We start from the raw sequence: 12,523 nt of genomic DNA on the forward strand, positions 1-12,523 counted from the left end.
AACCTAATAGCGGTCGTCAGAATTTTCTGCGACGCGAAGTTGCCCGGGCGCGCTCTAAAGTGGCGCGCCCGGTGTCTTCGTCCACCACCAGATCAGTGACAACACCGGTACGCAAAGCACCCAAAAGGGCGGACGCTTTATTCTGCCCCGCCACGACGCAGAGGCGACGATCAACCCGCATTAGCTCCTTCGGAGTAGGGCCAGAGGCACGCTTATTTAGCTCGATATCCTCATAGGTGCCGTCTTCGCGTAGCAAGACCGTACAAACATCTCCCACTACTCCATCATTAGACAGTTCAGCGACCTGCTCAGACTCCAGATAACCGCCCGAGTAAACTAGGGACGGAACCGAAGAGTGGAAAGCTCCCACACCGAAAACCATCAGATCGGCGTCATGGATCAAATCGACTACGGACAGCACCGCACGCTCTTTCCACATCGCCTGCTTGGTTTCCACATAGTCAAAGAAAGCGGGGACGGGGAAGGGTACTATTTCGGCATCAAATACCTCTACTGCGCGACTCAAAACCGTGTCAGCATGCGTATATCCTTGATTTCGCAGGGAGGTTGAACCATTCAGCTGCACGACGGTGACATTCTCACGCGGAGAAGGAGTCACGTGACGGAGCACCTCTGAAGTAGTATTACCCCACGCGACGCCAATCACTTGGTCGTTTGTGACCATATGATTAAGTCTTTCAGCAGCAACTTTTGCAACCGTTGACAAACGTGCAACTGCAGTCAACGGGCGCCGGATTGGAACACAAACGACATTAATTCCAAAAGTGTCTTCCAAAGCTAGGGCAGTATCAGACTTACTTACTGAATCCACACTGATTCGAACGATTCCGGTCTCTCTCGCGAAAGCCAATAGACGTGACACCGTAGACCGGGACACCCCCAGAGCACGAGCGATAGAATCCATCGTGTCTAGGTTCAAGTAGTACATTTCCGCGGCGGCTTGCGCCAGTTCAGCTCTTTTGCTCACAGTCAACAGTATGTCATGCACAAAGGTGCAAATCTAGTGCAAATCTATTCAAGCACAGGTGAGTTGTACCATAATGGATACGTTGGGTCGAAGCGGACCCTTATCAAAACAACCGTAAATATAGTAAATCTGAGGAGTCAAGATGACATCCGCATTATCAGCAGAACAACGCAAAGAATCCCTGCAAGACATGACAAAGGAGCCGCTCGACATCCTCGTCATTGGCGGCGGTGTGACCGGCGCAGGCATCGCCCTCGACGCCGCCACGCGCGGACTCCGCGTCGGCATCGTGGAAGCCCAAGACTGGGCCCAAGGTACTTCATCCCGCTCATCCAAACTGGTACACGGCGGCTTGCGTTACCTCTACAACCTCGACTTCCTTCTAGTGGCCGAAGCACTCCGCGAACGCGGCCTCCTCCTCACCCACACCGCTCCCCACTTAGTTAAGGCTCAGCCTTTCTTGTGGCCACTAAAGACCCCCGTGATTGAGCGTTCCTACTCTGCGATTGGCGTTGGCATGTACGACGCCCTCGCCCAGGTAGCTCACCGCGGTTCAGTGCCAATCCAGAAGCACTACACCAAGGCTGGCGCACTAAAGGTCTTCCCTGACGTTCGCGACGATCAGATTACCGGCGCTATCGAGTTCTACGACTCTCGTGTGGATGACGCCCGCCTAGTTGTCACCCTCGTCCGTACCGCCGGACGCTACGGCGCACTTTCCGCTAACCGCACTCAGGTGGTCGAGCTCAAGAAAGAAAATGGTCGTGTCGTCGGCGCCCGCCTAAAGGACCTCGAAGACGGCAAAGAATACGATGTGCAAGCTAAGCACACCATCAACGCTACCGGCGTTTGGACAGAAAAAACCCAGGCAATGGCTGACACCACTGGCGGCCTGAAGGTGCTGGCTTCTAAGGGCATCCACATAGTCATCCCGAAGGACCGCATCAAGGGCAGCACCGGCCTGTTCCTGCGTACAGAAAAGTCTGTCCTCTTCATCATTCCGTGGAAGCGCTACTGGGTTATCGGCACTACCGATACCAAGTACCATGAGGACCTGCGCGACCCGGTTGCTGACAAGGAAGACATAGAATACATCTTGGATCACGCCAATGCCGTGCTGAAGTCGAACCTGACCGAAGACGACATCATCGGCACGTGGGCCGGCCTGCGACCTCTCCTCCAGCCGGGCACCACAGACGGAGACAAGACCAAGTCCACCAAGGTTTCCCGTGAGCACACAGTGACTGAGGCTGCTCCTGGCCTCACCGTTATCGCTGGCGGCAAGCTGACCACATACCGCGTCATGGCCGAGGACGCGGTTGACATGGCACTGGGCAAGAAGCGCGCCAAGACACTGCCTTCACGCACCAAGGAAACCCCGCTAATTGGCGCTGACGGCTACCACGCCCTATGGAACCAACGTGAGCGTCTAGCCGCCGAAGTTGGCCTGAGCGTGGACCATGTTGAAGACCTGCTGGACCGTTACGGCTCAGACATCTTCAAACTATTCGATGCCATCGCTGAAGAACCTTCATTGGCTAAAGAACTCAAGGAAGCACCCGAATACTTGCGAGCCGAAATTGCTTTCGCTTGCACCCATGAGGGCGCCCTCCACCTTGAGGACCTGATGGCACTGAGGACTCGTTTGAACTACGAGAAATCTGACCGCGGCCTGTCAGCAGCACCCGAGATTGCTGATATTGCCGCCACCTACCTAGGTTGGGATGACGAGCGCAAAGCTCGTGAACTTGACCTGTACAAGCAGCGTTGCGCCGCGGAAGCTGAAGCCGAAGGAATCTTCGACGAAGCTGCCGCGCAGTCTGCTCGCGCGAAGGCTGAGGACGTCACTCCTCTAGCCGATCTGTAAGTTTCACCCGAGTGGCACTATCTTTGATAGCCGCCGCGACATACAATTAAATACACAATTTGTCGGGCCAGACGGCTGAGCCTATCTCAGCCTGCGCCTGGCCCGACAAATGTGGCAAAGAAGCCACAAAGGTGTTGGGCAGTGGAGCCCACCCTCTCTATGAAAGGACTAATAATGGCCGGACTAGGAACTATTTTTCTATCCGAAACAGTCGGTACCGCAATGCTGCTGCTACTTGGTGGCGGCGTAGTTGCAAACAACATTCTGCCTAAGAACAAAGGTAAAGGCACCGGCTTCCTGATGGTTAACTTCGGCTGGGGTTTCGCTGTTCTAGCGGGCGCCATTGTCGCTAACCGCTCAGGCGGACACATCAACCCTGCTGTCACCATCGGTCTTGCAGTTCAAGACTGGGTCGGCGGCGGCAACAAGTTCGACTTCGTCACCATCATGACCTACTTCGGGGGCCAGATGCTGGGCGCCTTCCTCGGCGCAGTGCTGTGCTGGCTGGCATACCGCAAGCAGTTCGATTTGGCTGATGACCCGGCATTGAAGCTGGGCGTGTTCTCCACCGGTCCGGAAGACCGCGACTACTTCTGGAACACCGTCACTGAGGCCATCGGCACCTTCGTGCTGGTCTTCGTGATCATGGGCGCAGGCCTCATCGACACCACCAACATGGGCTGGTTGAACTACTTGGGTGTCTCCCTGCTGATCGTCGGTATCGGCGCCTCCCTCGGTGGCCCCACCGGTTACGCCATTAACCCGGCTCGTGACCTCGGCCCCCGTATCGCACACGCTATCCTCCCCATCAAAGGCAAGGGCAGCTCCGACTGGGCCTACTCTTGGGTTCCCGTTGTTGGCCCGTTCATTGGCGCCGTGCTAGCAGGCTTGCTGGCACCGGTCTTGCTCTGATCCCCAATAGTTTTACAAAGAGGTAAATGACATGAAAGAAAAGAAGTACGTACTAGCGATTGACCAGGGGACAACATCCTCCCGCGCAATCGTCTTCGATCACTCCGGACAGATCGTTTCGGTAGGCCAGTTCGAACACGAACAGATCTTCCCGAAAGCCGGTTGGGTCGAGCATGATCCGCTGGAGATTTGGGCAAACATCCGTAAAGCGGTAGCCGAAGCACTCTCCAAGGCAGAGATTAACCGTCATGATCTTGCCGCTGTTGGTATCACCAATCAGCGTGAAACCACCGTCGTGTGGGACAAGAACACTGGCGAGCCCGTCTACAACGCAATCGTTTGGCAGGACACCCGTACCGACGCAATCTGCAAGGAACTAGCAGGCGAGGAAGGCCCCGACAAGTACAAGACCCGCTGTGGTTTGCCACTAGCGACCTACTTTTCCGGTCCGAAGGTCAAATGGATCCTAGATAACGTCCCCGGCGCCCGCGAAAAGGCAGAAGCTGGCGACCTCCTCATGGGCACCACCGACTGCTGGACCCTGTGGAACCTGACCGGTGGCCCGAACGGCGGCGTACACGCAACTGACGTTACGAATGCTTCCCGCACCATGCTGATGGATTTGCACACCCTGAGCTGGCGTGAAGACATCTGCGCCGACATGACTATCCCGATGTCAATGCTTCCCGAGATTAAGTCCTCCTCTGAGATTTTCGGTTACGGCCGTCCCAACGGCTTGCTAATCGACACCCCGATTTCCGGCATCTTGGGCGACCAGCAGGCAGCCACCTTCGGCCAGGCCTGCTTCGAAAAGGGCATGGCAAAGAACACCTACGGCACCGGCTGCTTCATGCTGATTAACACCGGCGAAGAAGCGGTCGTCTCCGAAAACGGCCTGCTGACCACCCTGTGCTACAAGATTGGCGACAACAAGCCGGTCTACGCACTGGAAGGATCCATCGCTGTCGCCGGTTCACTAGTTCAGTGGTTGCGCGACAACCTCGGCCTGATTTCCGACTCCAAGGACATCGGTAAGCTCGCTGAGACTGTGGAAGACAACGGTGGCGTCTACTTCGTCCCCGCTTTCTCCGGCCTGTTCGCACCCTACTGGAAGTCTGATGCACGTGGCGCCATCGTTGGCCTCACCCGCTTCAACAACCGTGGCCACATTGCCCGCGCTGTTGAAGAAGCAACCGCATTCCAGACCCGTGAAGTACTGGACGCTATGAACGCAGATTCTGGTGTGGCACTAACCGAGCTGAAGGTTGACGGCGGCATGACCCGCGACGAACTGCTCATGCAGTTCCAGGCCGACATGCTGGGTGTTCCGGTTGTCCGTCCCGAAGTTGCTGAAACCACCGCTCTGGGTGCAGCCTACGCGGCAGGTATCGCTGTGGGCTTCTGGCAGGGAGAGCAGGACGTGATTGATAACTGGAAGGAAGACAAACGTTGGCTTCCCCAGATGGATTCCGAAGCCGCCGCCCGCAAGTACCGCTTGTGGAAGAAGGCTGTTACCCGCACCTTCGACTGGGTTGACGAGGATGTGGAAAAGGAAACCGAAAGCTAAGTCTTTAGCCTATTCTAAACTCCACTAAAGATTGTGCCCCCTCTGTTGTTTGCAGAGGGGGCACAATCGGTTTAGGATTCTGTCTATCGGGTCAAAGATGACCCTTTCTTAGATTGATTTGCACAGCAGGAGTTTTTTCAAATGCCCACCGCCGTTCTGGCCGGACTCACCGGCCCCAATCTTTACCCGCAGATTTCTAGCCTTTCGCGTCCGCTGGCGGGATTCACCCCGCAAGTAGACGCGATTAATGATTCAGTAATACTGACCGCCCTAGTGGGCGCTATTCCCCTGCTAGCCTTCTTCGTTCTGCTGGGCGCTTTCAAAGTAAAAACCCACTGGTGCGCCATCATCTCTTTCGCACTGGCGGCAATCATCGCAATCCTGGGTTTCAAAATGCCGGCCAGCATGGTGTTCATGTCCGCCACACAGGGCCTCGCCCTCGGCTTGCTCCCCATCGTTTACATCATTTTGGCGGCCGTCTGGCTCTATAACCTCACCGAAGTGTCCGGCCGCTCCGATGATTTGCGTGCCGTTTTCAACCTCGTCGGTAAAGGCGATATGAGAGTGCAAGCCCTCATCATTGCTTTCAGCTTCTGTGGTCTCCTTGAAGGCCTCGCCGGTTTCGGCGCCCCGGTTGCTATCGTCGCCGCTATGCTGGTCACCATTGGTCTAGAGCCGATTAAGGCCGCCGTCCTCACCATTGTCGGCAACGCCATTTACGTGGGCTTTGGCGCCATGGCTATCCCCGTCACCACCGCCGGTAAGCTCGGTGGGGTTGCCCCCGCCTATGTCGGCACCCTGATGGGCCGCTACACTCCCTTCATCATTATGCTGGTCCCCTTCATCCTGCTGGCAGTGCTGGACGGCAAGCGCGCCATCCGTCAGCTGTGGCCCATCGCGCTAGTTGCCGGTATTGCCACCAGTGTAGGTCAATTCTTCACCTCCATGCTCAGCTACGAACTCACTTCCGTGGTGGCTTCCCTGCTGGGCTTGGTTTCTTGCTACCTGTTCTTGCTGGTTTGGACTCCGCAGGCTCCCTCGGAATATCGTTCCGAGGCCGAGGGCGAGGACGCCCCCTCGACCTCCCGTATCACACTGGCCCTACTCCCCTACGTCTTAGTAGTGGTATTGATCGGCTTCACTAAGCTTTGGAAGTTCGGTGTCGATATTGATGCCGCTTTGAAGTCTACTGACGTGTCGATTCCCTGGCCCGGCCTGTACGGTCAACTGTTAGAGCCGGATGGTTCCGCCTCCACCGCCGCAATCTACAGGCTGTCCTTACTGTCCAACCCGGGTACTTGGATTTTCGTTTCCGCGTTGGTTGTGGCTTTCATCTACTCCCGGACTTCCTCAGGCGGACGCTTCCCGATTACTTTCGGTAAGGGCTTGCAGACTTTGCTGTCCACGATTTATGAGCTCCGGCTTTCCATTCTCACTATCGCCATGGTGATGGCTTTGGCCTATGTCATGAATTTCTCCGGACAGACCACCTCGATTGGTGTGGCACTGGCAATGGCTGGCGCCGCTTTCGCTTTCCTTTCCCCGATACTGGGCTGGCTAGCGACCGCGGTAGCAGGCTCCGCCACATCGGCGGGTGCTCTTTTCGCCAACTTGCAAGCTACCGCCGCGCAAGGCGCCAACTTGAATCCGGGTATCTTGCTGTCCGCTAATACTGTGGGCGGTGGCATCGGTAAGATTGTTTCGCCGCAGAACCTGACAATCGCTGCAAGTGCGGTGGGGAAGCCGGGAACTGAGCCCGAAATGCTCCGCAAGGCCGCCCCAATCTCGATTGTGTTGCTGCTGATTCTATGCACCATCGTGTTCCTTGCCTCGCAAGGATGGCTGGGCGCGTATATTCCCCCGCTACCCTAACCTAGATAGCTTCTCCCCCTCGATTCTTTGAGGGGGAGAACTGTTTTTATCCGCAGCCAGAATTATAGAATTGCACAGTAGCGTAAATCACGCATTTTTCTCTTTCCATCGGTTCTGACACCACGCCATAAAGTGGCGGATTTATGCGGTTTGTCAGTTCTCTTATGGATTCTTGTCGCAATCTTCTCGATTTGTTCTACGCTGAGAATACGTTCAACAAATCAAGGAGGAAACGTGAAATTTGCACTGTTTTCCACCTGTATTGGTGACGCAATGTTCCCGCAAGCGCCGCAGGCGACAGTTCACCTTCTGGAGAGGTTAGGACACACCGTAGTGTTCCCCGAAAGTCAGGCGTGCTGTGGACAGATGCACATCAATACGGGTTACTACCGTGAAGCAATGCCGCTCATCGAGAACCACGTGAGAACTTTCGAACCGGTCCTAGACGGAGAGTGGGATGCCATCGTGGTCCCCTCCGGCTCCTGCACTGGTTCCATTCGGCACCAGCAGAAACTGGTTGCTGATGATGCGGGAAAGACTGCTCTTGGCCAGCGTGCACAAGCAATCGCTGATAAGACCTATGAGCTTTCGGAGCTACTGGTCGACGTCCTCGGCCTCGAGGATGTCGGCGCGTACTTCCCGCACCGCGTCACCTACCATCCGACTTGCCACTCCATGCGTATCACTAAGGTGGGCGACCGCCCCTACAAGCTGCTACAGAACGTGGAGGGCATTGATTTCGTTCCGCTTCCCGAAGAGCGTTCCTGCTGCGGTTTTGGCGGTACTTTCGCAATGAAGAACAAGGAAACTTCCACTGCGATGCTGGCCGACAAGATGACCAATGTGATGGCTACGAAGGCGGAAATCTTGGTCGCCGGCGATTACTCCTGCCTCATGCATATTGGTGGCGGTCTTTCCCGAATCCGCGCCGGTATCCGCGTCATGCACTTGGCCGAGATTTTGGCCGGCACGAAGGAAGAACCTTGGAATGCGCCGGCAACGACTACGAAGGTGGGGGTGTGAGATGACTGCCGCACAGACTCATCACTGCCACTGTGAGGACACCACCGCGCTGGGTTGGACGCCGGGCCATCCGGAGCCCGAGCAACCCTTGCGTTGGGGAGATAAGTTCCCTGAGGGTGCCCGCAAGAACCTGCAGAACACGCAGTTGCGCCGCAACCTGAAGTATGCGACTACGAAGATTCGGACGAAGCGCAATACCCGCGTTGAGGAGATGCCTGACTGGGAGCAGCTACGTGACGCAGCCTCTGCCATCAAGCATTACACGATGTCTCATCTGCCGGAGCTCCTAGAGGAGATGGAACGCAATGTGCAGGCCCGTGGCGGCATCGTTCACTGGGCTCGTGACGCGCAGGAAGCGAACCAGATTATCCACCAGATTGTGGCCTCTAAGCAGGTAGAGGAAGTCGTCAAAGTCAAGTCCATGGTCACCCAGGAAATCGGGATGAACAAGTACTTGGCTGAACGCGGCATTTCCGCTTGGGAAACCGACTTGGCGGAAATGATTGTGCAGCTCAGTGAAGATATGCCTTCCCATATTGTGGTGCCGGCGATTCACCGTAACCGCGCTGAGATTCGCGCTATTTTCGCAAACCGGATGGAGGATGCCCCTGAGAATTTGAGCACCATCCCGCGTGAACTGGCGATGGCGGCCCGCGCCCACTTGCGGAAGAAGTTCCTCTCCGCGAAGGTTGCGATTTCTGGCTCCAATATGATGATTGCGGACTCTGGCACGCTCACCGTTTTTGAGTCCGAAGGTAACGGACGCATGTGCTTAACCCTGCCGGAGACGCTAATCTCTGTGGTTGGCATTGAGAAGATCGTGCCGAACTATCAGGCGATGGAAGTTTTCGCTCAGCTGTTGCCACGCTCGGCCACCGGTGAGCGGATGAATCCCTACACTTCGCTGTGGACTGGCGTCACCCCCGGTGATGGCCCGCAAGAGTTCCATCTAGTGCTGGTAGACAATGGCCGCAGTAAAGCATTGGCTGATCCGATTGGCCGTCAGGCTTTGCACTGCATCCGTTGTGGCGCTTGCATGAACGTCTGCCCGGTCTATGAGCATGTTGGCGGTCACGCCTACGGTTCCGTCTATCCCGGTCCGATTGGTGCCATTTTGACGCCGCAGCTGACCGGCGCGGTGGACCGTAAGGACCCGAACTCTGCACTACCTTTCGCCTCATCCCTGTGTGGCGCCTGCTTCGAAGCCTGCCCGGTTAAGATTGATATTCCGACCGCGCTGGTCCATTTGCGTCACCGCGTGATTGAGGCGAACCGTGGAGGTATCCCAGACATGTGGGATGTGGCGATGGCCGCCAGCTCCCCGATTATGGGTAGCGGCTCCATGTTCGCAAAAGCCGGTCGGGTGGCCAGCATGGCTCGTTTCGTGGGAGGTAAGAACCAACGGATTGGGGCTTTGCCTTATCCGGCCTCCATGTGGACAGGTTCACGCGATATTCCCGCTCCCCCGGCAGAGTCCTTCCGCCAGTGGTGGGGAAAGCATGAGGAGGAATCAAAATGAGTTCACGACAGATGATTCTTTCCGCCGTGAAAATGGCGATCGCTAAGTCCCAGGATGGGCCGGCTCCCCTTCCACCCCGCGATTACCGGGTCGAGGGAGAATACCCGATTGGAGCGCCGGAAGTGATTGCAGAGTTCGTTGAAACCCTTGAGGATTACAACGCGAAAGTCACTGTGGTTGCTGCCAGTAAGGTAGCTGAAGCAATCTCTGAGCAGTTGCATGCTGCCGGCGCCACTTCTGTGGTGGTGCCGCATGGTCTTGATGAGCAGTATCAGAAGGCCGCCGCTGAGGATGGCCGCACCGTTGAGGTTGACGGCCCCAACCGGCAGCTGAGCCACCTGGAACTGGATCAGATTGATGCCGTTGTGACTCGGTCCCGTTGCGGTATCTCTCTATCAGGAACCATTGTTTTGGATGGTACCGCCGACCAGGGCCGGCGTGCACTCTCCCTCGTCCCCGATACGCACGTGTGCGTAGTGGAAGCCCGCACGGTCATGCCGACAGTGCCGCAAGCGGTGGAGCTACTGGGCAAGCACCCGGAACGAGCCTCCACCTGGATTGCGGGTCCGTCAGCAACCTCGGATATTGAGCTGATCCGAGTGGATGGAGTGCACGGCCCGCGCAACCTGTATGTGATTATTATCGAGGATTAACCTCAACAAATTTTGCCCAGCCTTCAGCGTATCGGACGCGAATCTCGCAAGAATAGAATGGAGATGAAACCGACCAGTGCTGCTAGGCTGGGCAAAATCATTGCATTGCCCATGGCTTCAACAACGGTTGTGCTAGCCACACCCCACTGCATCATTGCACCAATTGCTGCCGCGCCCATCACTGAACCAACCTGACGGGTCGTATTATAGACACCCGAAGCGGACCCGGACATGGCAGTATCAATATCTCTCATGGTGACCGTAGAATTGGGCGACCAGACGAAAGCATTGCCCACGCCTTTCAAGGCGATTGCTGCTAGCAGCCACCAGAAGCTGACCCCGTCACGCATCACGAATACAGCGGTAACGAAACCGGCCCCCATGAACCCGTATCCGATCATCAGCAGGTGACGAGGGTGAATCCGGTCAGAAAGTCTCCCAGTCAGGGGTGAAAGCGAGCCAGATATAACTGCCATCGGCATGAAAAAGAGACCAGCTTGTTCCACTGCCAGGCCGGCACCTTGCTGCAAATAAATAGAAATCGGTAACGCAAAACCTCCCATTGCGAAACCCATTGTGGTGATTGCGAAAGAGCCGACAGAAAAATTTCGATCCTTAAACAGCGATAATGGTACTAATGCGTCTTTACCTCTGCGGTTCGTCAGATACTGCATAAAAATGAACAGTGCCGTGAGAAACACGCCCCCCAGCAGCATCAGCCAAGACCAAGCTGGCCAACCTAGAGCCTGACCCTGTTGGAGGGCGAAGACGATTGCAAAGACTGCCAGCATGGAAACCAGCACGCTGGGAATATCGATACGGCGAGCGGTACGTTCCAGTTGGGGGACCCACAGGCTGGTCAAAATGAGGGATACTAAGCCGATTGGGACATTAATTATGAAAATCCAGTGCCAGCTAAAATAGCCCACAATTATGCCGCCCATAAGTGGTCCAAGGAGACTGGCTAAACCTGCCACCATCCCCCAGATTCCCATCGCTGCTCCGCGTTTATTGCGCGGAAAGATCCGTGAAATCACGGATAAAATCTGAGGGGCGATAATTGCGCCCCCCAGTCCTTGGAAGGCGCGGGCCACAATCAGCATTTCCACGGAGGACGCTAAACCACACCAGAGTGAACTGGCAGTGAAAAGCCCCACTCCAACCAAATACATGGTTCGCTGTCCGTAACGGTCGCCTAGTCGCCCTGTCACCAGCAGGGGAATCGCGCCGGTAAGTAGATAAATGGAAGTGACCCAAACAACTGCGTTAAGAGAAGCTCCCAGTTGCTCTTGGAACTGTGGTGTCGCCACTGCCACTACTGTGCTATCTAGTAGTAGCATGAAAAACCCAATCATCATCGCGGCTAGGGCACGCCATGCCTGGGCGGAAGTAAGAGTGCTTGTTTCAGTCATGGATGTACTCTAAATCTCCCCGACTGGCAAAGCCAATCGGGGAGATTTAGGGAACAGAATTCTAGTGTGCTAACACACATGCGGCAAACTTAGCAACCCCAAGTGTAAAAGCGAACAATCTGATGTCACAACTACTGCAGGCTATTTCGCCTCCGGAGTAGCAGAGCCATGGCGCCACCGGCTGCCAATAAAGCAGCTAGCCCTAATCCGAAACCAAGCTGTACGCCAGTCTTTGATAGGGTCGTTTGCACGGGCTTCTCCACAGTGGGTTTGACTGTTGATCCATCGTTAGGCGTTACATCCCCTGCCGACTTCACGGTTACAGGAATCTCAAGCACCTTCGGAGCAACACCATCAACCAAGGTCAACTTCAAAACGTGCGCACCGGGAACAAACTTGGCAGTAGTCTCAGCACTAATATCCAGTTTCGCCCGACCATTCTTAACCGTAACAACACCCAGTTGAATTGGATCAGAATGAAGTGCAACCTTCCACTGGGAACCCTCTGCAGCATTAGTAAACACAAACTCCACAGAAGTAGCCATACCTTGAACGAGCAAATCAATCGGCACCCCATTAGCAAAAGCCACAGCACTAACCTCAGTTGTCGGTTCCACAGTCGGTTCCACAGTCGGCTCAGTTGTCGGCTCCACAGTCGGCTCAGTTGTCGGCTCCACAGTCGGCTCCACAGTCGGCTCCACAGTCGGCTC

Annotated in this window: 10 protein-coding genes; 7 read left to right on the forward strand and 3 right to left on the reverse strand. The window is 55.8% G+C overall.

The genetic code is table 11. The annotated features are described in order from the left end of the window. Window positions 1–16: 16 nt before the first annotated feature. Window positions 17–988 (reverse strand): sugar-binding transcriptional regulator, encoded by a 972-nt coding sequence (locus tag BM477_RS07035; RefSeq protein ID WP_075361962.1) that lies wholly within the window; start codon window positions 986–988, stop codon window positions 17–19. 142 nt (window positions 989–1,130) lie between these two features. On the opposite strand from BM477_RS07035, the gene BM477_RS07040 reads away from it, so the two are divergent. The 7 genes from BM477_RS07040 (at window position 1,131) to BM477_RS07070 (ending at window position 10,401) form a co-directional block, all read left to right on the forward strand. Next, complete coding sequence (locus BM477_RS07040; protein ID WP_075361963.1) at window positions 1,131–2,855, forward strand: glycerol-3-phosphate dehydrogenase/oxidase; 1,725 nt, start codon at window positions 1,131–1,133, stop codon at window positions 2,853–2,855. A gap of 174 nt (window positions 2,856–3,029) precedes the next feature. Further along, a complete protein-coding gene (locus BM477_RS07045) occupies window positions 3,030–3,767 on the forward strand; it encodes an MIP/aquaporin family protein (RefSeq protein WP_075361973.1) in 738 nt (245 codons plus the stop codon). A 31-nt stretch (window positions 3,768–3,798) separates the two neighbouring features. Next, on the forward strand, window positions 3,799–5,334 hold the full coding sequence (gene glpK, locus BM477_RS07050; protein ID WP_075361964.1) for a glycerol kinase GlpK: 1,536 nt from the start codon (window positions 3,799–3,801) through the stop codon (window positions 5,332–5,334). 141 nt (window positions 5,335–5,475) lie between these two features. After that, window positions 5,476–7,206 carry an L-lactate permease gene (locus BM477_RS07055; protein ID WP_084543789.1) on the forward strand — a complete coding sequence of 577 codons (1,731 nt, stop codon included), beginning with the start codon at window positions 5,476–5,478 and terminating at the stop codon, window positions 7,204–7,206. Window positions 7,207–7,440: 234 nt separating this feature from the next. Next, window positions 7,441–8,229: a (Fe-S)-binding protein gene (locus BM477_RS07060; protein ID WP_075361965.1), complete on the forward strand. Its 789-nt coding sequence runs from the start codon at window positions 7,441–7,443 to the stop codon at window positions 8,227–8,229. 1 nt (window position 8,230) lies between these two features. Further along, window positions 8,231–9,748 carry a LutB/LldF family L-lactate oxidation iron-sulfur protein gene (locus tag BM477_RS07065; protein ID WP_075361966.1) on the forward strand — a complete coding sequence of 506 codons (1,518 nt, stop codon included), beginning with the start codon at window positions 8,231–8,233 and terminating at the stop codon, window positions 9,746–9,748. After that, complete coding sequence (locus tag BM477_RS07070; protein WP_075361967.1) at window positions 9,745–10,401, forward strand: LutC/YkgG family protein; 657 nt, start codon at window positions 9,745–9,747, stop codon at window positions 10,399–10,401. Before BM477_RS07065 ends, BM477_RS07070 begins: the two co-directional genes overlap by 4 nt. A 23-nt stretch (window positions 10,402–10,424) precedes the next feature. On the opposite strand, the gene BM477_RS07075 is transcribed toward BM477_RS07070, so the two are convergent. Further along, window positions 10,425–11,813 carry a DHA2 family efflux MFS transporter permease subunit gene (locus BM477_RS07075; protein ID WP_075361968.1) on the reverse strand — a complete coding sequence of 463 codons (1,389 nt, stop codon included), beginning with the start codon at window positions 11,811–11,813 and terminating at the stop codon, window positions 10,425–10,427. A gap of 131 nt (window positions 11,814–11,944) precedes the next feature. Next, a partial coding sequence (locus BM477_RS08205) for a PT domain-containing protein (protein WP_187337402.1) occupies window positions 11,945–12,523 on the reverse strand: 579 nt, incomplete at its 5' end.

This window comes from Boudabousia marimammalium (assembly GCF_001936115.1).
GTDB classification, from domain to species: Bacteria; Actinomycetota; Actinomycetes; order Actinomycetales; family Actinomycetaceae; genus Boudabousia; species Boudabousia marimammalium.

What these genes read in the sequence shown, in the direction of transcription:
- BM477_RS07040 (WP_075361963.1), top strand. Translation starts at nt 1,131, where the DNA reads ATGACATCCGCATTATCAGCAGAACAACGCAAAGAATCCCTGCAAGAC.
- BM477_RS07045 (WP_075361973.1), top strand. Translation starts at nt 3,030, where the DNA reads ATGGCCGGACTAGGAACTATTTTTCTATCCGAAACAGTCGGTACCGCA.
- glpK (WP_075361964.1), top strand. Translation starts at nt 3,799, where the DNA reads ATGAAAGAAAAGAAGTACGTACTAGCGATTGACCAGGGGACAACATCC.
- BM477_RS07055 (WP_084543789.1), top strand. Translation starts at nt 5,476, where the DNA reads ATGCCCACCGCCGTTCTGGCCGGACTCACCGGCCCCAATCTTTACCCG.
- BM477_RS07065 (WP_075361966.1), top strand. Translation starts at nt 8,231, where the DNA reads ATGACTGCCGCACAGACTCATCACTGCCACTGTGAGGACACCACCGCG.
- BM477_RS07070 (WP_075361967.1), top strand. Translation starts at nt 9,745, where the DNA reads ATGAGTTCACGACAGATGATTCTTTCCGCCGTGAAAATGGCGATCGCT.
- BM477_RS07075 (WP_075361968.1), bottom strand. Translation starts at nt 11,813, where the DNA reads ATGACTGAAACAAGCACTCTTACTTCCGCCCAGGCATGGCGTGCCCTA.